Source organism: Rothia mucilaginosa, from assembly GCF_901875305.1.
Classification (GTDB): Bacteria; Actinomycetota; Actinomycetes; order Actinomycetales; family Micrococcaceae; genus Rothia.
In genome coordinates this window covers 402104-424391 of sequence record NZ_CABFLY010000002.1, presented here as the reverse complement: position 1 = coordinate 424391, position 22288 = coordinate 402104, and the positions used below count along the sequence as shown (strand labels likewise).

Sequence of the window (22288 nt, the reverse complement as noted above, 5' to 3'; positions counted from 1 at the left end):
CGCTTATACGGTTTAGGCGGCGCGCGCACCCACTATTTCGAATCATCTCGAATCAATCAAAGGAGACCACCATGTCTTTCGGCCAGCGTAAGCTCGACCGCGAAAAGCCCGAAATCGATTTCCCCGAGGGCGACGCCCCCACCGAGCTGGTCATCACCGACCTGATTGAGGGTACCGGCGCTGAGGTTGTTCCCGGCTCCCGCGTTCTCACCCACTACGTCGGCGTGGCCTTCTCCACCGGCGAGGAGTTCGACGCATCCTGGAACCGCGGCGAGCCGCTGCCGTTCCAGGTTGGCGTTGGCCAGGTTATCCGCGGCTGGGATGAGGGTCTGCTCGGCATGAAGGTTGGCGGCCGTCGTCGCCTGGAGATTCCCGCCGACATGGCCTACGGTGACCGCGGTGCGGGCTCGGTTATTAAGCCCGGCGAGTCCCTGATTTTCGTGGTGGACCTGCTCGACGTTCGCTAAGCACCGGATGCGGGCATCGGGTTCGCCCGAACCCGTCCGGCCCGGCCCGGCGCCTTTCCTCCGATGGGGGAGAGGCGCCGGGCTTTTGCGCACCGGGGATGCGTGTTGATGGCGCGTACCGGGTGAGCTTTCGATGTCGGCGCAACCTTCCCGTATCCCTCCCGCACGCTCAGTAAGTGCCGCGGAACACACACGGTATGATGGAACCATGTCCACCGCAGCTCAGCTTTTCATGACCCTGAACCGCCTCGCCACCGTCGCCGCGGCACCCGACGCCGCAACCCGCGAACAGGGCATCAGCCGAACCGAACTACTCACCCTGCTCGGCATCACCCCCCACGCTAACGGCTCTCTCAACGACTCCCAGGAACGCGCCTTCGAGCGCGCCAAGCAGACCCTGCGCGATGCTGGCGCGCGCATCACCCACTTCACTACCGACAACTCCGGACGCTACCGCCTCGAACCCCTGAGCGCGCCCGCGACCTGGAATCCCACCGCCGAAGAGTTCCGTCTCCTCAACACCGAGTTGCGTGGCTGGGAGGGCACCGAACTGCAGGACGAGGCCTGCCGCATCCTGCGCAAGATTGCGCTCACCAGCGAGCACCTCACCGACGAGGCACTCACCGCAGCTAAGGTCACCCGAATCGAAGAGACCAAACGAGACAACCAGCCGCCCCTCATCAAAACCGTCAAGCAGCGCGCCCGCGACCTGCACGCCTACCGTGAGCACATCCAGCGCCTGCACTTCAGCGACGACCCGCACCTCTACGAACTCTTCACCGCCTACGCCCAGCGCAAGACCCTCAACTTCACCTATCAGGGCGGCGGTGGAGACATCAGAACCTACGAGAAGGTCAGCGTCGCCGGCCTCATCTACAGCTACGGCTCCTGGTACCTCGTCGCGCACTTCCCCCTCGGCGACAAAACCCCCGAGGAGCGCAAGACCTACACCTACCGCACTGACCGTATTCGAAGCCTCGACGTGCTCTCAAGCACCGACCCCGCACCCATCAACCCGACCTACAACGCCCGCACCCGTCTCGCGGACATCCAAGGCTACGAGGAAACCCTCTACGTCACCGACCCCAACCCCGCCACCGGCGAATCCGCCGAACCCTTCGCCGTGCTCTCCTACGGCACCGTCGACAGCGCCATCGACGCCACCTGCGCCGGCTGGCTTATTCAGCCGCATCGCCCCACCACTGCTCACCCTGAAACCGGCAAGTCCGTCACCGGCCGTCAGCAAGATAGCCACGCCGCCCAGCAGGAGCTCCTGCGCACCCTCATCACCCTCCACTCCGGAGAGCCCCACAACCCCACCCGCTGGGTCACCACCGCCGGACGCTCCCGCAACGATGCCCTCGACGCGCTCGACGACCTCATCCTCGCGATACACCGCGCCGACCGCTGGGCCGCCGCACACGGCGAAGAGCCCATGCCCCTCAACAAGCTCAACCCCCTCTACCGCGTCGACAACGGCAACCCCACCAAAATCGACAAAATTATTAACGCCATCTACGAAGAATTCGACGACGTTCCCTTCCACTCCGACGCCAAAAACCCCGACGCGTCCACCCCAGTCCGTACCAACCTGCTCCCCACCATTGGTGAGGGCGGCACGCCCCTCACCCTGCTCAACTACGCCCGCCTCACCGACACTGAGCTGGCCATCCTCGTTTTCACTCTCTCCGCCGCCGACCTCATGTACCCCGCAGACCCGCGGCCGGCCGCGATTCTCGCCGCGCTCGCCGAGGCCTACCCCCGCACCGCCGAGTACACGCAGCACCTGCTCTTCGCCCCCGAAGACCCGCAGCTGGCGGAGGCGCGCGCCGCCCTCGCCAGCGGATGCGCCCTCACCATCAACTACGGCAATAGCACCCACCCGGCGGAGCGGCTCATCGACCCCGTGGCCCTCATCCTGCACCGCGACCGCCTCTACCTGCACGCGTGGTGTCGCACCAGCGAGGCACGCCACCTCGCCGCAGAGGCTGTAGCCGAAGGGACGAGCAACACCGCAGACATCACTGCGCCTGAATCAACCCGTGCGGCGGGGGAGAGCACCCTCGCGGAATGCCCCCTGCCCGCCGACCCCGTCTTCTGGCGCAACTTCCGTCTCACCCGCATCAGCAACTATGCACCCGCAGATTCCGCGCAGCCCCACTACATCGGTCCCGACCACAACGCCACCGTCAACGACTGGCATGCCAAGCAGCACAAAACCACCACCAACCCCTCCGTTGAGCTGCGCATCCACCCCACCGACCACACCCCCAATGGGGAACCCCTCGAAACCCTCACCGCAACCTACAAGCGCCGTAGCGTAGACCACGCCCGAGAAGGTAGTAAAACCACCCACGTCCGCCTGCACTACCGCAATATCGCTGGGGCTGGCGATAAGAACATCATCGACACCGTCATCGCGCACCGCGGATCCCTCGAAATCACCGGACCCGCGCACCTTCGCGCCACCCTCCTCAACCACCTCACCGCCCTCGCCAACGCCAACCCCACTTCGCCCAGAGAAAACTAGACCCTACACCCATCCGCAAAAACACCGTCAAAACCCCCAGAACACACCAGCACCCCACCAAAACAGCATCTCAAAACTTGTATAATGGTGCCCATGTCTTGGTGGTTCTGGATTTTGCTATGGGGCGCGCTCATCATCTGCTCGCTCCTCTACTTGGCATGGTTCACCTACAAAGCACTCACTCGCGGTTTCACGCTACTCGACGAAACCGTCACCTGGGTCGAGTCAATCGAGGGACAATTCGACACCGCGCAAGCAAACGCCACTCGAAAACTCCCGCGAGACACCACCCTCGGGGTATTCACACCCATCACTGAGGCATACAATAACTACGAACAAGGCAAACAGGAACGCAGGTCTGAGCGGATCAAGCGACGGGTCTCCCGACGAGATCGACTCGGCCAACCTCAAAACATCGGAGACCTGCTCTAACCAGAAAGGCACATCATGGGCCAGATTTTCAGCCACCCGGCAACCATCATCGTCGTCATCCTCCTCGTCGTCCTGCTCTTCGGCGCCCCCAAGCTCCCCGGCATGGCACGTAGCCTCGGCCAGTCCATGCGCATCTTCAAGACCGAGGTCGAAGGCCTCAAGAACGACGCTAAGAGCGACCCCAAGAAGGACGCCACCAAGGCAGAGAACGGTGAAGAGGTCGTTACCGGCGAGGTCGTAGACAACGGCAAGACCGAAACCAAGTAACCAACGGTCTCAACACACCACGCCCCGAACCCGTGCCCGCCCACCGGCCGGCACGGGTTTTGCGGCACCACCCCCAAACCCCCTCAGCCCACCGTAGGCACAGACACCCAGAGGACACCCCGTGGCAACACCCGACCAGGACGTGCGCAACCGCAAACTCAACCCTGAAGCGCGCATGGAGCTCAAGGAACACCTACGCGAATTTCGCGACCGCTTCATCAAAGCAGCCATCGCGACCATCATCGCAGCCATTATCGGCACGGTCTTCCTCTACCAGCCCTTCATCGAAATGATCTCCGCGCCCTTGCAGCATATCAATGCAGAAACCGGCCGCAACGCCAACCTGAACTACGGTTCCGTTGCGTCTCCTTTTGACCAGCTACTCAAGGTCGGCATGTACATCGGCCTGGTCATCGCATCGCCCGTCTGGCTGTACCAGGCGCTACGATTCCTGCTACCGGCACTGCACACCAAAGAGAAGAAGTACCTCGCAGGCTTCCTCACCGCAGCCATCTTCGCATTCGCCTGCGGTGTCGCAATCTCCTACTTCACCCTCCCCGGCGTCGTCTACGCACTGCTGAAGTTCACCCCCGTCCACGAAAGTAACTACATTGACGCCGGCGTGTACATCTCCTTCATCCTGAAGTTCGTTGTCACCTTCTCCTGCGCCTTCATCATCCCCGTGATTCTCGTCGGCATCAACATGCTCGGCCTGATTCGAGGCAAGACCATCCTGAAGTCCTGGCGCTGGGTCGTCGTCCTCGTCGCAGTCATCGCGGCACTGACCGCACCCGGTAGCGACATCATGATGATGTTCGTGCTCATGGCGCCGCTACTCATCTTCTTCTTCGCGGCAATTCTCATCTGCATGTTCAACGACAAGCGCCGCGACCGCAAGCTCGCCAAGCTGGCGCAGGGCGCAGACGAAGCAACCCTGAACACCGCAACCAGCGCCGAAGACCTTGCCAAGATGGGCTACTTCGACGAAGAAAAAACCTCCTAAACGTTCCTGACGGAACACCACCTCACGGGTACTCACCGAAAGGGCGGGGCACAGATTCATTTCTGCGCCCCGCCCTTTCGCATACCCGCCAGCACGCACCGGCCGGAAGATCCCAAAGCCCGAGACCCCAAAGCCCAGAAGACGCGCCGGATGCGCTCGCGGCCGGGCTCGAGCCGCCGCGTGCAACCCGTGTTTTCACCTATGTGTTCGCCCGTACCTGATATCGGCCGGTAGCCGCCGCTTCGGGCCGAGTGCCGGCAGGCCAGCCGCTACACTGGATGTACCATGACTAAGCACCACGCACAGCACGCATCTGACGCAAACCCCTCCGATGAGCAGACCGGCACCGACTACGCCGCCGCGTATGCCGCGTCCCGAGAGCGCACCGCCTACGCAAAGACCGCGCTCGGAACTTTTGAAGCATCCCTAGACTTTCCGCTGGATGATTTCCAGCGTCAGGCGTGTGCTGCGGTGGAGGCGGACCGCTCCGTGCTCGTGGCGGCCCCCACGGGCGCGGGCAAAACCATCGTGGGCGAGTTCGGCATCTACCTGGCGCTACGCCGCGGCATGAAGGCGTTCTACACGACCCCCATTAAGGCCCTGAGCAACCAGAAGTACCACGACTTTGTACGCGCGTACGGCGAGGATTACGTGGGTCTGCTGACCGGCGATACGAGCATCAACACGGAAGCACCCGTGGTCGTGATGACCACCGAGGTGCTACGCAACATGCTCTACGCCAACTCGACCACGCTGACCGGTCTGGGCTACGTGGTCATGGATGAGGTACACTACCTCGCAGACCGTTTCCGTGGCGCGGTGTGGGAAGAGGCGATTATTCACCTTCCCGAGCACGTGAACGTCATCTCCCTGTCGGCAACGGTGTCGAACGTTGAGGAGTTCGGCGCGTGGCTGGATACGGTGCGCGGCGGCACGGACGTTATTGTCTCCGAGCACCGTCCGGTGCCCCTGTGGCAGCACATGATGGTCGGCCACCGCGTGGTAGACCTGTTCGTACCCGAGGACAACTCCGCAAACGGCAAGAACCACGCCCAGGAGCCGGAGGAGAAACTCTCCCGCAAGCAAGCAAAGAAAGCACAGAAAGCTAAGCAGCGCGGCGCAACCGTAGAGGCAGATACTAACCCTCTGCTTGCCGGTCTGCGCCTGAACCCGCAGCTGAAGGCACTACGCCCCGGCTTCCGTTCCGCACCGAGCCGTGGACGCTACGGCGGCAAGCGTGAACGTTTCCGTCACCGCCGTGAAGGCTGGCTGAATGAGACGTTCAGCAGCGGCGAGCGCGGCCGTTCGAATCATTCCCGCCGCTATTCAGACGGCGAGCGCGGCGAGCAGGCCTCGCTACGCCCCCAGCGCATCACCCGCCCCGAAATGGTGCGCGCCCTCGACAAGCAGGGCCTACTGCCCGCTATTTGCTTTATCTTCTCCCGCGCCGGTTGCGACGGCGCGGTCAGCCACTGCGTATCCGCCGACATCACACTGACCACCCCCGAACAGCAGCAAACCATCCGCGCCTACATCGCGGAAGCAACCGCTCACCTGGACACCCGCGACCTAAACACCCTCGGCTACTACGAATGGCGCGACGGCCTGGTACGCGGCATCGCAGCACACCACGCCGGCCTACTGCCCCTGTTCAAGGAGGTTGTGGAAACCCTCTTCGCGCAGGGCCTGATCAAGCTCGTCTTCGCCACCGAAACCCTCGCGCTGGGCATCAACATGCCCGCACGCACCGTCATCCTGGAAAAGCTCACCAAATACAACGGCGAATCCCACGTAGACATCACCCCCGGCGAATACACCCAGCTGACCGGACGCGCCGGCCGCCGAGGCATCGACATCGAAGGCCACACGGTCGTCATGTGGCGCCCCGGGCTCTCCCCAGAACACGTGGCAACCCTCGCCTCCACCCGCACCTACCCGCTGAACTCCTCATTCCGCCCCACCTACAACATGGCGGCAAACCTGATTGCCTCCTACGGCGCCGAACGCACCCGCAAAATCCTGGAATCCTCTTTCGCACAGTTCCAGGCCGACAAGTCGGTCGTGGGCGTCGCCTCCCGCGTACGCAAAAACGAGAACGCCCTAGAAGGCTACCGCGAAGCAATGGCCTGCCACCTGGGCGACTTCACCGAATACGTACAGCTCAGCCGCCACATCGCCGAACTAGAAAAGGAGGCGTCCAAGAGCAACGAACGCCACGCCCGCGCGCAGGCACACCACAGCATCCAACAGCTGTTGCCCGGCGACATCATCTACATTCCGCACGGCCGCTCCCGCGGCTACGCAGTCGTCATCACCCGCTCCGATTCGCACGCCGACCCGCGCATCGGCATCGTCACCGAGGACGCGCACCAGCGCACCGCCTCAACCCGCGATTTCGAAGGCGCCATCGAACCGGTCTCCCGCATCAAAATCCCCAAGCGACTGAGCCTCAAAACCCCCAAGGAACGCCGCGACACCGCAAGCCGCATGCGCCAGGCACTCTACGACGGCCGCGCCCCCCGCGCGCTCGCACAGCAGAACATCCCGGCACGCCAGAACAGCATTGACGCGCAGCTGGAGGCTCTGCAAGCTCAGCTACGTAACCACCCGTGCCACGGTTGCTCGGACCGCGCGAACCACATGCGTTGGGCCGAGCGCTGGCAGAAGCTCAACTCTGAGACCGAAGGGTTGCGCCGTCAGATTGCCCGCCGCACCAACACAATCGCGCAGGTCTTCAACCGCATCGCACGCCTGCTGGAAAGCTACGGCTACGTCGAACGCACCGAAGACAACGAACTATCGCTAACCACCGACGGCCAGGCCCTACGCCGCATCTACGGCGAACGCGACCTACTGACCGCCCTGTGCCTGGACGCGCACTTCCTCGACGGACTGGAGCCCGCCGCCATTGCGGCAACCGTCGCCGCGCTAACCTACCAGGGCAAACGCGACGCGGTAGAATACCTGGCACACTACCCGCACCCGTCCCTGCGTGCACCCATCGCCACCATCACGCAGCGCCTCGCCGACCTCAACGCTTTAGAAGAGCAATTCAAGGTTGACCTGACCCCCGCCTGTGACTTCGGCCTGGTCGAACCCATGTACGCCTGGGCAAACGGCGCCCACCTCGCAAAAGCAATCGAAGACACCGGCCTCGCCGCCGGCGACTTCGTACGCTGGGCCAAGCAGGTACTGGACGCCCTAGACCAAATCGCGCACATCCGCTCACTGGACCCGGTCATCCGCGCTCGCTGTGAGGAGGCCATCGAGGCGGTGCGCCGCGGCGTTGTGGCTCTGGACGTCTAGCCTACCTTACCTGTCGGCGCTCTATCTTGTGGCCTTCCAGCGTGGAGTTTACCCCCGCTACTGCGTCTCTTTCTGCATCATCTAAGGGCGCACGAACTACCGCAGTTGCGGGGGTACTTCTATACTCAAAGAAGATGCTCAGGTGAGCTGTGCGGGCACAATTGAGGCGTCCGCTGTAGTGTGCACTTTCGGTGCACCACAATGGCGAAAGGATTAACGATGGCCACCCGTATTTTTGTGGACGGTAGCGTGTACAGCCCTGTCGACCCCTATGCCACAGCCCTTTTGACGGAGGACGGTGTCGTTCGCTGGGTTGGTTCTGATGCGGGTGCTCATTCGATTGCCGATGAGTCCACCGAGGTGGTGGAGCTCGAGGGTGCCCTGCTGACGCCCGCTTTTGCTCGCGCCCTAGCGCCGGTGGGCGGTAAGGAGCCTGTCGAGATTCTCGAGTACTTGGATATCTACCGTGCCGTGGGTTATCACACTCACACTCTGCTGGCTTCTATGGATGATGCTGCGGATCTGGTGTCGGCCCTGCGTCACAACATTGAGGAGCACGGTCCGGCGGATATCCGCCTGATTCTTGATGCTTCGGGCCCGCGGGTTGAGGGCCGTGGGCGGACGGGCGTCGACCTTGAGGAGCTGGTGAGCGCGATTAAGGCGTTGCGTCCGCTGACCGAGGGCCCGCGCGCGTTGCCGGGTCTGTCGCTGACGGGCATCCACGTTCCCGCGGGGCTGGCCGAGCGATACGCCCAGGTGGCTGAGGACGCCGCGCTGGTCCTGTCGATTGATGCTTCCGAAGGTTTTGCCGCCGCCGCTGAGGTCGCCCTGTCGATTCGCGGGGAGCGCCCGTGGCTTCCGATTCGCCTGGATGCGGCATACAGCACGGCCCAGGATCCCATCAGCGATGAGTGGTTGCAGAAGCTTGCCGAGGGCCGCGTGCATCTGGGTTTGAGCGTGTGCGAGCCGGAGTCTGACAAGGCCGATGAGGCCGTGCAGGCGCTGGCTACGCTGGCCGCCGGGGGAGAGGGCCGCGAGTCAGTGGCTTCGGTTGCGCGCCGTGCGAATGCTGCGGGCACCTCGATTGCGTTGGGTTCCGATACTCAGCTGTTTGCGCCGGGCGCGTGGGCCCTGGTGCGCGCGCTGGTGAATGATGAGCACGGCGTGTCTGCGCGTAGCGCGTTCGCGGCGTTGACTCGCGGCGTGTACCGTCTGGCGCATGAGGAGAACCCGTTTATGGGCCAGTTGGCGCCGGATACCCCGGCTTTCGTGACGCGTTGGCGTGTGGAGGCGCTAATGGTGCAGGCTCCGGATTCGCGCGTTGCTTCGTGGAGTACTGACCCGCGCGCCCGGATTCCGTTGCTTCCGGTCCTGGATGACGACTCGCCTCTACCTATCCTCGAGTCTATTTACACTGAAAGTAAATAATTTTTAGCTTGTCAGCGGCTTTTTTCAGGATAAAAGGCTATAGATAGTTCATCCACCCAGATATTTACCCGGTATACTGGACATCTACCCTACCCGTTTTATATGCACATATGTGAGAGAGTATTATGCGCGTTCTGACTGTCATCCCGACGTATAACGAAAAGGAGAACCTACCGGTTGTGGTGGAGCGTCTCCGCAAGGCAGCTCCTGAGGTAGATATTCTCGTGGTGGATGATAACAGCCCCGACGGCACCGGCCAGATTGCTGATGACCTCTCCGCAAAGGACCCTCAGATTCACGTTCTACACCGCACCGTTAAGGACGGTCTGGGCGGTGCATACCTTGCGGGCTTTGATTGGGGCCTCGAGGCAGGCTACGAGGTCCTGATTGAGATGGACGCTGATTGTTCCCACCAGCCCGAGCAGTTGCCCTCCCTGGTGCGCGCCGTTGAGGCGGGCGCTGACCTGGCCATCGGCTCGCGTTACGTGCCGGGCGGCAAGACGAAGAATTGGCCGGTCCACCGTCAGATTCTCTCGCGCGGCGCTAACCTGTACACCCGCATGGTGCTGGGCACCTCCATCAAGGACATTACCGCCGGTTTCCGCGCGTACCGCCGCGAGGCTCTGCAGCGCCTGAACTTGGACGGCATTGATTCGAAGGGCTACGTGTTCCAGGTAGATTTGGCGTGGCGTTCTGAACAGGCTGGCTTGAAGATTGTCGAGGTGCCCATCACCTTCGTTGAGCGCGAGGTGGGTGCGTCGAAGATGGACGGCAACATCATCTTTGACTCGATGTCGAAGGTGACCCGCTGGGGCCTGAAGAGCCACGCGGAGAAGCTGAAGAAGGCCCTGGGCAAGAAGTAGTCCCGGGTCATGACCCAACCTCACGTGAGGGGCCGGGGCGGATGCGTATTGCAAGCATCTGCCCCGGCCCCTTTCTGCCGGAATCCGCTGAGTATCCCAACGCCTCTCACACATCCGGCAGACCGGAGCTACCCCGGGTTACGCAAAGGGGGTCTTTCAACGGCTCAATGCCGCTGAAAGACCCCCTTGACGTGTCTAGACGTTCCTTAGACCGCGAAGTGGTTGCGGTAGTACTCCAGGCGCTCCTCCAGAGTCTTCTCCAGCTCCTCAATGCTGCGACGCTCCATGAGCATGTCCCAGTGGGTACGTGCGGGCTTCTCATCCTCGGCGTTGGCGGTGGAATCACCGTTGACTAGGAAGGCCTCCTTGCCGGACTTTGCGGTCCAGACCGGGGGAATTTCTGCCTCGGCTGCGAAGGTCACGAAAACACGGTCACCGTCTGCGGTGCGGTACTCGACGCGCTGGCGGGGTGCCGGCTGCACGTTCGATTCGGTTTCCATCGACTGGGAACCCAGGCGCATACCGCGCAGGCTACGATCGCTCATTTTTCCTCCAGTGTCCGTCGTGTGCGCCGGGCGGCGCTTCAGGTATAACGTTGGGCGGGGGAGAGCTATTCCCTCGAACGTTTACAAAACATCCATTATATCGGTAATAGCCTCCACCCGCCCAGCGTGGTGGTGTTATTCTGCGTGATTTTTGGTGATTCACGCCTTTTACGCGTTAGTTTTCACGTTTAGCCGTTGATGCCGTAGCTTCCGGGTGCCTGCGCTGCGCTCTTGGGGGCCGATGCGGAGGACTTTGCAGGTGCATCCGCCAGGTCGGATGCGGGCAGGGTGCCGAATGCGTTGCCCAGGCCGCGCAGTGCATCGCCGAGTTCAGTCGGGATGAACCAGAGCTTGTTGGCGTCGCCTTCGGCGAGCTTGGGCAGGGTCTGCAGGTACTGGTAGGTGAGCAGCTGCTGGCTGGGGTTGGATTCATGGATGGCAGCGAAGACCTTCTGCACGGCTTCGGCTTCACCGTTTGCGCGCAGGATTGCGGACTGTGCGTCACCTTCTGCACGAAGGATCTGCGCCTGCTTTTCACCCTCTGCACGCAGGATGGCTGCACGGGATTCACCTTCTGCGGTCAGAATGTCGGACTGCTTCTGGCCTTCTGCGGTCAAGATTGCGGCGCGGCGGTCACGCTCTGCGCGCATCTGCTTCTCCATGGAGTCCTGAATGGATGCCGGGGGCTGGATTTCCTTGATGTCCACGCGGGAGACGCGCAGGCCCCAGCGGCCGGTGGTGGAGTCGAGCACGCCTCGCAGCTCCGCGTTGATCTGGTCGCGGGATGTGAGAGTCTGCTCCAGGTTCAGGCCACCGACGACGTTACGCAGGGTTGCGCTGGTCAGCTCGTCCACGGCGCGAATGTAGTTGGTGATTTCGTAGGTTGCAGCCTTAGGGTCGGTGACCTGGAAGTACACGACGGTGTCGATGCCGACCACGAGGTTATCTTCGGTAATCACGGACTGCGAGGGGAAGGAAACGACCTGTTCGCGCAGGTCGATGAGGGGCAGCACGCGGTCAATCACGGGGATGACGATGTGCAGGCCGGGGTTGAGAACGGCGTGGAACTTACCCAGTCGTTCGACGATGCCGGCTCGTCCCTGCGGGATGACTCGCACGGTCTTTGCGAGCATCGTCAGCACGAAGAGGATGAGTAGGACCGTCAGAATGAGGCTGATAGGCATTGTTTCTCCTTATCGGTGAGTTATATGGTGTGTTTTTTGGTATCTGAACCTGCTTTTGGGGCCGGTATTCAGATGGGCCTTAGGCGTTGTGGGGGAGAGGCTCTACGATTGCGGTAGCGCCCTCGATAGCTCGCACCCTCGCGTGTGATCCTGCAGTGAGCGTTCCGGAGGCGGTGCGCGCCGTCCAGGTGTCGCCAGCTAGTATCACTAAACCGGTTTCACTAGTTACATCTTGAGTGATGCGCACCTCAGAGCCAATGAGTGCTTCGGCGTTAGTGACAGCTCCGGTGGCGGATTTATTGAGCTTCTTGAGCAGTGGCGGGCGCAGACCAAGAACCAGAATCAGACAGATTACCACGAAAATAACGGTTCGAATCAGCATATTATCCACGAAGGGAGATATTGCTGCGGTGATGCCTGCGCTGATCGCCAGCATGAGAAAGAACAGGTCAAGGCTGAGCATTTCTATGACGGCAAAAACGAGGGCGAGAGCAACCCAGAGTGTCCAGGGTGTCTCAAAGAGCCAGTCCACGAGTTTTCTCCTTTGGTGTACATCAAACCAGCATGGTTGATGTTGAGTTTACATACGAGGCGGCGACACCATCGTGATGCGGGGTATATCCATTATTTCAGGTGGATTGTGTGTTGGTGACAGTTCTGGTGGCTGACTGAGGTTAATACATGAACTGTTAAGAATTTATTTAGATATGGGGAATCTTGGGTTCATTCTAGACCCCTCAGAAAAGCCGATAATATACATTATGTAAAGTAGACCTATTTTTCACTACCCCACCGGCTGCTCACCGGTGCTTTCTACGCCTTGGGTTAGCGCTCCGCGCGCCCCAGCTTTCTCGACGTTCAGCTACGCACTCGAACTCTACGCCGCTCACGCCTTTCGGTGCGTTCCGTTAAACGGCAGGCACCCGAGACCCCCACACCTTTCGGTGTGCGCTGTTCGTCTCGGGTGCCTGCCGTCAATTTCTAGAGCTTTTGTCTGGAGCCCTTGTCTAGTGCTTTCAGACTTTAGAGCTCCTAGCCCTTCTCGGCTCAGCTTCTGAAATCAGCGTCTGAGGCTCTCACCTCTAGTCGCTGGTTCCCTAGCCCTCCGCGCGCTTCTCGCTGAACTCAATCCAGGCGTTGAGCACGTGTTCCGCTGCACCGGATGCAATGGATTCGCGCGCATCGGCCAGGGCTTTAGTGAAGCGTGCCTCAAAGCTCTCGCCGTTGGTCGGGCGGTAGGCCACCAGACCGGCGGCCGCATTGATGAGCACGGCATCGTGAACGGCGCGCAGCGGGCTCTTCGGGGACTCCCCCTCCCCCGCCAAAATGGCGCGGAACACACCCGCGTTATACTCGGCATCGCCACCACGCAGCTGCTCCAGCGGCGCGTTCTGCAGGCCGTACTCGGTCGGGTCAAAACGGTACTCGGTCAACTTGCCGTCCGCGGCTTCCCAGAGTCGGCTCGTGGTGGCGATGGTCAGCTCGTCCAGGCCGTCATCGCCGCGGAAAATCAGGGCGTGATCGCCGCGCTCGGCGAAGACATAAGCCATCTTCTCAGCCATGACCGGGTTGGCCACGCCGATAGCCGAGGACTTCACGCGAGCCGGGTTGGTCATGGGACCCAGGTAGTTGAACGCGGTCGGAATACCCAGCATGCGACGGGTCGGGCCCACGTGACGCATGGCCGGGTGGAAAGTCATGGCAAATAGAAAGGTGATGCCGGTCTCGCGAGCGCACTCGGCGACGGCGGGAATGGGCATGTCCAGGCGGATTCCGAGGGCTTCGAGGACGTCTGCGGAGCCTGATTTGGAGGTGGAGGCGCGGTTGCCGTGCTTGACGACGGTTGCGCCGGTGCCTGCGATGACGAGGGCGGCCATGGTGGAGATGTTGACGGTGTTTTGTTGGTCTCCGCCGGTGCCGACGATGTCTACGGCGTTGGGGTCGATGTCGACGGTTTCGGCTTTGGCGATCATGCCGGCTGCGAGTGCGCCGAGTTCTTCGGGGGTTTCGCCCTTGGAGTGCAGCGCGGTGAGGAAGGATGCGAGGATCGGCTGTTCGGTTTGGCCGGTCATGATTTGGTCCATTGCCCAGGCGACTTCGGTGTCGGTGAGGTTCTGGTGCTTGACGAGCTGGTTGAGGATGTATTTCCAGGTGATTTCGTGCGTAGTCATGTTTTAAGTGTAAAACCCCCGCCTCGTATCTGCACGGTTGGGTGCAGTATGCGAGACGGGGGTTTACTAGGCGTGATGCACTGTGGTGGTGCTTAGCGCTGGGGTGTCTTCGGTTTAGTGGAAGGAGTCACCGCATGCGCAGGAGCCTGCTGCGTTGGGGTTGTCGATGGAGAAGCCCTGCTTTTCGATGGTGTCTTCGAAGTCGATGGTGGAGCCGTCGAGGTAGGGTGCGCTCATCTTGTCGACGATGACCTCTACGCCGTCGAAGTCGCGGACTGCGTCGCCGTCGAGGACGCGCTCGTCGAAGTAGAGCTGGTAGATGAGGCCGGAGCAGCCGCCGGGCTGGACGGCGATGCGCAGGCGCAGGTCGTTGCGGCCTTCCTGTTCGAGGAGTGCGCGGACCTTGGCCTGTGCGACCTCGGTGAGGGTGACGCCGTGGGTGGGCAGTTCGGTGGTGGTTTCACTCATTGGTGTTGTCCTTTGTTGTGTTGATTGCCCGTGTTGGCCGTGTGCGGTGTTTCGGGCGTTTTAGCCTTCACGATACGCGCCGGGGTGAGTTCTTGACAACCTGGGTTGTGTGTAGTTCGCCGGGGGCGTGAGCGTTTGCGTATGGGCTTTCACGGTAATTCTGCTTCTAGGATACCGAATTTATGGCGGGGGTGGTGGGGAGGGTGTCCGGGGACTCATTGGTTGGTCCGCGGACAGGTCCCCGGCCCTTGTTACCCAGCCGTTGGGGGGGGGACTACTCCCCTGCCTCGTATTCTGTGCTACCGCGTTGCGGTGCGCCGGTGGGCTAGTTGCGTGTCCGGCACACCGCGGTGCGTTGGGGTGATTCTTCGGCGCCTAGCGGGTGCCGAGGCCACTGAGCAGCAGTGCCTCCGCCAGGATTGCGTTCTTGAAGTCCGGGATGTAGAGGGACTCGTTGGCACTGTGGGCGCGGGTATCGGGGTCTTCCACACCGGTGACGAGGATCTGTGCTTGCGGGAAGACCTCCTTCAGGTCGGAGATGAACGGGATGGAGCCGCCCATGCCGGTCTGTACGGGTTCCAGATCCCAGGCGGCGCGCATGGCGTCGAGGGCGGTCTGTGCGCCGTCTGCATCGACTTCGGTCGAGAAGGGCATACCGGAGTCGACGGCGGTGTAGCTGACCTCTGCGCCGTGGGGTGCGTGGGCCTTGACGTGCTCGGTGAGCGCGCGGTGTGCGTTTTTGGGGGTGTCGCCGGGGGCGAGGCGGGTGCTGATGCGTGCGCGGGATACGACGGCGAGGGTGTTGGAGGAGGTTGCGATGGAGGGGATGTCCATGCCGATGACGGAGATGGCCGGCTGGGTCCACAGGCGGGATGCAATGCTACCGGTACCTGCCAGGGGTACGGAGTCGAGGATGCCGGAGTCACTGCGGAAGTCTGCTTCTGCGTATTCGAGTTCGGGTTGGGGGGCGCGGTGCAGGCCTTCGACGGCTACGGCGCCGGTGGCGTCGTGCAGGGTGGCCAGTAGCTGTGCCATGAGGGTGTGGGCGTCGAGCATGGGGCCGCCGAACATGCCGGAGTGGATGGCGTGGCTGCCGACGCGTACTTCGATGTCTCCGGATGCGACGCCGCGCAGGCTGGTGGTGAGTGCGGGTACGCCGGCGCGCCAGTTGCCGGAGTCTGCGACGACGATGTAGTCGGCGGATAGTTCGTCGCGGTAGGTGTTGAGGAAGGAGGTGAAGGAGGGCGAGCCTGCTTCTTCTTCGCCTTCGATGAAGAGTTTCACGCCGAGTTTGAAGTCGTCGCCGAGGGTTTCGTTGAGGGCTGCGAGCGCGGCGAGGTGTACGAGGATACCTGCTTTGTCGTCTGCTGCGCCGCGGCCGTAGAGGCGGTCACCCTTGCGGGTGGCGACGAAGGGTTCGGTGTCCCAGAGGTCGAGGTTGCCGGCGGGCTGTACGTCGTGGTGGGCGTAGAGCAGGATGGTGGGGTAGCCTTCGGCGGCGGGGCGGGAGGCGATGACGGCGGGCATGCCTTGCTTTTGGGCGCCGTTGGCGGTGGTGTAGGTGGCGCGTTCGATGCGTGCGTTGTCGAAGCCGGCCTTGCGGGCGAGTTCGGCGACTGCTTCTGCGCTGCGGTCGACCTGGGTGAGGTCGTGGGATTCCCAGGCGATGGAGGGAATGGCGACGAGGTCGGTGAGGGTCTGCAGGGTTGCTTCGAAGTTTTTGGTGACGGCGTCGCGGAGGGCGCTGTGGTGGGTGAATTCAGTAGTCATGTTTCTACCTTACCCCCACCTTACCTGCCGCCGCCGGGTGGTTGGGGTTGTTTCAGTTGCTGGTGTGCGCTTGTGGGGGGCGGGTTTGGTGTGTGCCGTTCGGGTATGATGGGAGGGTGTTTGGTCGTAAGAAAGAGAAGGCTGAGACTGAAGCTGCTCAGCCGCAGGTTGTAGAGGAGCCGCAGGCTCCGGTTGATCCGAAGTTCACCCCGAAGAAGGGCCGTCCGACTCCTTCGCGTAAGGTGCGGGAGGCGGCTCGTCGTAAGCCGCTGGTGGGCGGTAACGATCATGCGTTTGCGAATGATCGTGAGGCGCGTGCTGAGTTGCGTCGTCGTGAGCGTGAGGATAACGCTAAGCTTCGTATTCGTCAGAATGAGGCTTTGCGTGGCGGCGATCAGCGTTTCTTGCCTCTTGTGGATCAGGGTCCGCAGCGTCGTTATATCCGCGATTATGTGGATGCGCGCCGTAACCTGGGTGATTTTATGCTGATTGTTCTGCTGGTTCTGCTGGTTGGCGGCTGGATTGGTCAGGGCATTTCGGGTTCGTCTGAGGTTGGCGTTTCGATTTATTACGGTTCTGTGTATGCGATGTACGCCGCGATGTTGCTGTGGGTGATTGATTACTTCATTCTGTGGCGTGGCCTGAAGAAGAAGCTGATTGCTAAGTTTGGCGAGGTTCAGCGCGGTGGTGGTATGTACACCTTTAACCGTGTGATGATGGTTCGTCGTTGGCGCCGTCCGGTTCCGATGGTGAAGTACGGCGAGTACCCGCACTAAGTCGTTAAGTGCCGTATAGGTGCTTGGGGAGAGGTCCTGAGGGTTCGGGCCTCTCCCCTATTTTTATGCCCGCTAATTCTTACCCTCTTGCGCGAGAAGCCACATGTGTTTCGAAAAGCCACGTTTTTGGTGGCTTTTCGAAACACATGTGGCTTCTGAACATCTATACCGGTTACCCGGCGGGGCGTGAACCTTTTAGCGGCGAGCGCGGCGCAACTTCACCAGGCCACGGTTAATGTGTGCCGCCCAGAGCGGACCCTCATACAGGAACGCGGTGTAGCCCTGCACCAGGTCAGCGCCAGCGTCCAGGCGCTCCTGCACATCTTCAGCGGTGGTTACGCCGCCAACGGAGATGATGGCGAGGTCGTCGCCAATTTCACGCTTGAGCAGGCGCAGCACCTCGAGGGAGCGGGGCTTCAGTGGTGCGCCGGAGAGGCCACCGGCACCGATTTCCTTGACCTTGGTCATGTCGCTGGTCAGGCCCAGGCCTTCACGGGTGATGGTGGTGTTGGTGGCGATGATGCCATCCAGCTTCAGCTCCTTAGCCAGGGCTGCCACCTCGATGATGTCCTCGTCGACCAGGTCCGGTGCGATCTTGACGGTCAGCGGTACGTGGCGGTTGGGGCTGACTCGGTCTGCTTCCTCGCGCACGGCGGTGAGTAGCGGGCGTAGCGACTCGATGGCCTGCAGGGTGCGCAGGCCGGGGGTGTTCGGGGAGGAGACATTGACGACCAGGTAGTCCGCCTGCGGTGCCAGGGTGCGGGTAGAGATCAGGTAGTCGTCGATGGCGTTCTCAAGCTCAACGACCTTGGTCTTGCCGATGTTCACGCCGATGACCGGGCGTACAGCGCCGCGGTATTCGGTTTCGAGGTCTGCGCGGGCGGCGGCCACGCGCGGGCCTGCCGCTGCGGCACCGTCGTTGTTGAAGCCCATGCGGTTGATGACCGCCTTATCTTCGACGAGGCGGAAGAGGCGCGGCTGCGGGTTGCCGGGCTGCGCCTGACCGGTAATAGTACCGATCTCGACGTGGCCGAAGCCGATACCAGCCAGCGCGGCGATGCCCTTACCGCCCTTGTCGAAGCCTGCGGCCAGGCCGAACGGCGAGGGGAAAGTAATACCCATAACGGTGGTTGCCAGCTCGGGTGCGGGCTGGAAGTACTTGCGCAGCGCGCGGGTGATGCCGACGTTGCGCAGGGTCTGAACGCCCCAGAAGCCGACGTGGTGTGCCTTCTCGGGGTCCATGCCCTTGAAGAAGATGTTGAAGAAGGTCGGGTAGATGCGCATTTGTTCTCCCTAGTGTTGGAGGGTGTGGGTGGTTTGTGGGGCGGCGAACCGGGTCGCCGCGTTGGGACGCTAACGCCGGGGCTGAGTATTCGGCCTACTCGTCGGTGGTGACGGCATCAACTGCGCCCCCGTAGCGGCGGTCGCGGCGCGCGTACTCTTCGACGGCCTCCCAGAGGGTGCGGCGGTCGACGTCGGGCCAGAGCACATCCATGAAGACGAACTCGGCGTAGGCGCTCTGCCACAGCAGGAAGTTCGAGATGCGCTGTTCACCGGAGGAACGCAGGAACAGGTCAACGTCGGGCAGGTCTGGCTCGTCCAGGTACTTCTGGATGGTCTTTTCGGTGATACTGCCGGGCTTGAGCTTGCCGGCTGCCGCATCCGCCGCGATGGCTGCCGCCGCATCGGCGATCTCGGCGCGGCCGCCGTAGTTCACGCACATGGTGAGGGTGCAGACGGTGTTATCGATGGTTTCGCGCTCGCAGAGCTCGAGCTCCTCGATGACGCTCTTCCACAGCTTGGGTCGGCGGCCAGCCCAGCGGATGCGCACACCCCAGGTCTTGAGGGTTGCAAGCTGACGCTGCAACACCTCTGTGGAGAAACGCATGATGAACGCGACCTCACTGGGTGAGCGCTTCCAGTTTTCGGTTGAGAACGCGTAGGCGGTCACGTACGGGATGCCCATTTCGATAGCGCCCGCAACAACATCCAGCAGGGCCGCTTCACCGGCGCGGTGGCCCTCGGTGCGGGGCAGGCCGCGTTCGTTGGCCCAGCGTCCGTTGCCGTCCATGACGACGGCGACGTGCTGAGGGATGAACTTCTTCGGGATGGGAGGCGGGGTCGCCCCGGTGGGATGCGGGGGCGGGGGTACGGGCTGGGTGCGTGCCATGTGTGCCTTTCTTCCCAGGCGGGGGTTCTCCCCCGGGGTTGTCTGCCGAGTTATGCTGTTAGCTATTTTACCGTGGCACGGCGCGCATGGGTGGGCGCCTCGGGGTTTATTTTGCGGGGGTCTCCGCCTCAAGTGCCCCGAGGGTTTTGAGAGGGTGCTCCAGTAGATTTTGGGTGGTGGCGAGGTAGAGCTTAAGGATTTTATCGGCGGTGCCGGCGGGTGCAGCGTCGATGGTTTCCCAGGCGCTCGGGTCGGGGTTGGTGGTGGCGAGCGCGTAGGCCAGGTCCTCGGCCGTGAGGGCGGCGAGGGGCGCATCGGTGGCGGGGGCACACTTCGGGCATAGGATAGTGTACTGGCCGTAGGTGTGGGCGGTGTGGAAGGCAAGGTACCGGCCCAGGGCTTCCGCGGCACCCTCCCGGGCTGTGGCTTCGGGTGTGAGCGGGGTGCCGCATCGGGTGCATCGTTCACCGATGAGGGGCCAGCCGGAGCGGTCCATGGCGCGGGCCAGGTAGCGGGTGAGCACGCGCTGGGGGGTGTGTTGCGCGTGGGCTAGGGTTGCGAACGCCCCGTGAGTGAGCGTGTATAGTTCGGTGGTTCCGGCGCTGTTTTGGGTGAGGTCTTCGGCGAGTTCGGCGATGGTGGAGGCGCAGGTGTACGCGGCGTAGTCGGCCATGATGGGGCCGGTGTAGGCGTGCAGGGTTGCGGCTTGGGTGATGGTGTGCAGGTTGGTGCGGCCGCGGCTAAAGGACAGGTCGGTGTGCATGAACGGTTCGAGTCGTCCGCCGAACTTGGAGGTGGGTTTGCGTACGGCCTTGGCGACGGCGTGGGTTATGCCGCCCTCGCGGGTGAGCATGATGATGATGCGGTCGGTCTCGCCGAGTTTTTGAGTGCGGAGGATGAGGGCGGCATCGCGCCAGGTGCGGGGTTCGCTCACGGGTGTCTCCGTTCTCGATAGTTGTTCGTTGGTTGTTGTTCTGCGGGTTCTGGCGGATGCCCGGTGGTGGTTCCCCACGGGTGCGTGCGGCGTCTGCGGGTACAGTATCTGCGGTGTCCGGGCTACAGTGTCCGTCGCACCGTATGCGGGTGCATCGGGTACGGTTCGACCCCTGCCGCATCACCTCGCGGGGGTGCGGTCAGGGGTCGAATCGTTAAACGTATGGGTGAGGTGTGCTAGTCCTCGTACTCGATATCGTCGTCTTCGATGTCGTCTTCATCGTCAAGGATTTCTTCGAGATCGTCTTCCTCGTCGTCACCGTACACGCTCAGGGGGGTGACCTCTTCGTAGGCTTCGAAGAGGGCGTCTTCGTAGGCTTCGAAGGCGTTGGCGATTTCTACGTAGGCCTCATCGACGGCAGGGTCGTGCTCGCCGTTACGTTCAATCACGGCGGACAGGTGGGCCTCCAGCGCGTTGAGGAGGCGGGTGAGTTCAGTGCGAGGATCAGTGCTCATGCTCTTTATTCTACTACCTACGAGGGGGTGGTGTGTTTCTACCCGTCATGCGTTACCGGCCTCTATAGACTGAGCCCGCCGCATCCGGTCACGTACTGTGACGGATACGGCGGGCTCGGGGGCCAATGGCCGGGGTCTAGTTTTTTAGAAGCCCAGCGATGCAGCCGAAGCGCGGATTGCCTCAGCGGATGCCTTCAGCTGTGCCAGCTCAGCCTCGTTCATGGGGACCTCGAGCACGCGCTGGATGCCCTCGCGGTTCACGATGGTGGGCAGGGACAGTGCAACGTCCTTGAAACCGTACAGCTCGCCTGCGATGGTGGTGGAGACGGGCAGCACTGCGTTCTGGCCGCCGAGGAATGCCTCAGCGATACGTGCACCGGAGATACCGATTGCGTAGTTGGTGGAGCCCTTGCCCTCAATCACCTTGTAGGCTGCGCGCATAGCTTCGGTTGCCAGCTCTGCACGGACCTCTTCGGTGAACAGCAGCTTGCCGTCCTGCTTCCACTCGGTCAGGGGAACCATGCCGATGTTTGCTGCGGACCAGACGGGGAACTCGGAGTCGCCGTGCTCGCCAACAACGTTTGCGTGAACGCTCTTGATGGAGACACCAGCCTTGTTAGCAATCAGCCAACGCAGGCGGGAGGAGTCCAGAACGGTGCCGGAGGAGAGCACGCGGTCTGCAGGCAGGCCGCTAATCTTCTGAGCCACAACGGTCAGAACGTCACAGGGGTTGGTGACGAGCATGATGATTGCGTTGGGGGCTACGGACAGAACGTTCGGCAGCAGCTTCTCGAGGATTGCAACGTTAGCGCCTGCCAGTTCGAGGCGGGGCTGGCCCGGCTTCTGGCGAGCACCTGCGGTGATGATGACCATGTCGCAGTCGCGCAGCAGTTCGATATCGTCGCCACCGGTGACGGTTGCTTCGTGAGCGAACATTGCGCCGTGTGCGATGTCCAGTGCTTCTGCGTGTGCGCGCTTGCCGTCGATGTCGTACAGGACGATTTCGTCTGCGGAACCGCGGACCATAGCTGCGTAGGCGGTTGCGCTACCGACGCCACCTGCACCGATGACGCCGAGCTTGGTGGGGTTGTTGACACCGTTCATTGCTGTGTGCCCTCTTTTCGTGAGAGTTATCTGTGCTGTGCGAGGGTTTTCTCGCGGGGTGACGAAGCGGGGTGTGTGCCTCGGGTTTCTGTCGCACCGCGCACCGTGCGAGGTGCACGTGTGGCCGAGGTGGGGTGTTGCCCGGTGCCTCGCTCCGTTATGTTCTATTATGCCGAAGAACTTGCGTTTTGTGTTGGGTTAATTTGTCTTTTTTGAAGGGTCGCAGTGACTTTATGAGGATGCAAGGATATTTTTCACTCATAAAACCAAATAATGCGGTTCTGACCTTTTGAGCAATCTCACACCTGCCAATTGAACAGCTTGGGCTACCTCACCCCCCCCTAACGCGAGTACA

The 22288-nt window shown here is 62.0% G+C and carries 19 protein-coding genes; 8 read left to right on the top strand and 11 right to left on the bottom strand.

Annotated features, from left to right (window positions below; genetic code table 11):
• Positions 1-71 precede the first annotated feature (71 nt).
• From JX292_RS03845 to JX292_RS03815, 7 genes are all read left to right on the top strand, one after another.
• Positions 72-467 (top strand): FKBP-type peptidyl-prolyl cis-trans isomerase, encoded by a 396-nt coding sequence (locus JX292_RS03845; RefSeq protein WP_049334192.1) that lies wholly within the window; start codon positions 72-74, stop codon positions 465-467.
• Positions 468-675: 208 nt separating this feature from the next.
• Entirely contained in the window at positions 676-2997 is a 2322-nt protein-coding gene (locus tag JX292_RS03840; protein ID WP_204861607.1) for a helix-turn-helix transcriptional regulator, read from the top strand.
• 447 nt (positions 2998-3444) lie between these two features.
• The gene (tatA, locus tag JX292_RS03835; protein ID WP_049334189.1) at positions 3445-3696 is read left to right on the top strand and encodes a Sec-independent protein translocase subunit TatA; all 252 of its coding nucleotides are present in this window, start codon (positions 3445-3447) and stop codon (positions 3694-3696) included.
• A gap of 121 nt (positions 3697-3817) precedes the next feature.
• On the top strand, positions 3818-4699 hold the full coding sequence (tatC, locus tag JX292_RS03830) for a twin-arginine translocase subunit TatC (protein WP_204861598.1): 882 nt from the start codon (positions 3818-3820) through the stop codon (positions 4697-4699).
• Between the two features lie 285 nt (positions 4700-4984).
• Positions 4985-8005, top strand: a complete 3021-nt coding sequence (locus JX292_RS03825) for a DEAD/DEAH box helicase (RefSeq protein ID WP_204861596.1) — start codon at positions 4985-4987, stop codon at positions 8003-8005.
• 219 nt (positions 8006-8224) lie between these two features.
• A complete protein-coding gene (locus JX292_RS03820; protein ID WP_204861594.1) occupies positions 8225-9433 on the top strand; it encodes an amidohydrolase in 1209 nt (402 codons plus the stop codon).
• Between the two features lie 125 nt (positions 9434-9558).
• Positions 9559-10296: a polyprenol monophosphomannose synthase gene (locus tag JX292_RS03815; protein WP_204861592.1), complete on the top strand. Its 738-nt coding sequence runs from the start codon at positions 9559-9561 to the stop codon at positions 10294-10296.
• A 206-nt stretch (positions 10297-10502) separates the two neighbouring features.
• Here the strand turns inward: JX292_RS03815 and JX292_RS03810 are convergent, their stop codons facing one another.
• The 6 genes from JX292_RS03810 to JX292_RS03785 all read right to left on the bottom strand — a co-directional run bounded on the left by JX292_RS03810 (position 10503) and on the right by JX292_RS03785 (position 16434).
• A complete protein-coding gene (locus tag JX292_RS03810) occupies positions 10503-10841 on the bottom strand; it encodes an RNA polymerase-binding protein RbpA (protein ID WP_049334184.1) in 339 nt (112 codons plus the stop codon).
• 188 nt (positions 10842-11029) lie between these two features.
• Positions 11030-12025, bottom strand: a complete 996-nt coding sequence (locus JX292_RS03805; RefSeq protein ID WP_204861590.1) for an SPFH domain-containing protein — start codon at positions 12023-12025, stop codon at positions 11030-11032.
• Positions 12026-12104: 79 nt separating this feature from the next.
• Positions 12105-12557: an NfeD family protein gene (locus JX292_RS03800; protein WP_204861588.1), complete on the bottom strand. Its 453-nt coding sequence runs from the start codon at positions 12555-12557 to the stop codon at positions 12105-12107.
• A gap of 565 nt (positions 12558-13122) precedes the next feature.
• On the bottom strand, positions 13123-14196 hold the full coding sequence (gene trpD / locus JX292_RS03795) for an anthranilate phosphoribosyltransferase (protein WP_204861586.1): 1074 nt from the start codon (positions 14194-14196) through the stop codon (positions 13123-13125).
• Between the two features lie 114 nt (positions 14197-14310).
• Positions 14311-14664 (bottom strand): HesB/IscA family protein, encoded by a 354-nt coding sequence (locus tag JX292_RS03790; protein WP_204861584.1) that lies wholly within the window; start codon positions 14662-14664, stop codon positions 14311-14313.
• Between the two features lie 375 nt (positions 14665-15039).
• Positions 15040-16434 (bottom strand): dipeptidase, encoded by a 1395-nt coding sequence (locus JX292_RS03785; RefSeq protein WP_204861582.1) that lies wholly within the window; start codon positions 16432-16434, stop codon positions 15040-15042.
• 116 nt (positions 16435-16550) lie between these two features.
• Between JX292_RS03785 and JX292_RS03780 the strand changes: the two genes are divergently transcribed.
• Complete coding sequence (locus tag JX292_RS03780) at positions 16551-17210, top strand: DUF3043 domain-containing protein (RefSeq protein WP_204861580.1); 660 nt, start codon at positions 16551-16553, stop codon at positions 17208-17210.
• A gap of 195 nt (positions 17211-17405) precedes the next feature.
• Here JX292_RS03780 and JX292_RS03775 read toward each other — a convergent pair whose 3' ends face one another.
• The 5 genes from JX292_RS03775 to JX292_RS03755 form a co-directional block, all read right to left on the bottom strand.
• Entirely contained in the window at positions 17406-18494 is a 1089-nt protein-coding gene (locus tag JX292_RS03775) for a quinone-dependent dihydroorotate dehydrogenase (RefSeq protein WP_204861577.1), read from the bottom strand.
• A 94-nt stretch (positions 18495-18588) separates the two neighbouring features.
• Entirely contained in the window at positions 18589-19380 is a 792-nt protein-coding gene (locus JX292_RS03770) for an isoprenyl transferase (protein WP_204861575.1), read from the bottom strand.
• A gap of 106 nt (positions 19381-19486) precedes the next feature.
• On the bottom strand, positions 19487-20314 hold the full coding sequence (recO, locus tag JX292_RS03765; protein WP_204861572.1) for a DNA repair protein RecO: 828 nt from the start codon (positions 20312-20314) through the stop codon (positions 19487-19489).
• A 236-nt stretch (positions 20315-20550) separates the two neighbouring features.
• Complete coding sequence (locus JX292_RS03760) at positions 20551-20829, bottom strand: hypothetical protein (RefSeq protein ID WP_204861570.1); 279 nt, start codon at positions 20827-20829, stop codon at positions 20551-20553.
• A 144-nt stretch (positions 20830-20973) separates the two neighbouring features.
• Positions 20974-21933, bottom strand: coding sequence for an L-lactate dehydrogenase (locus JX292_RS03755; RefSeq protein WP_204861569.1), 960 nt, complete (start codon positions 21931-21933; stop codon positions 20974-20976).
• Positions 21934-22288 lie beyond the last annotated feature (355 nt).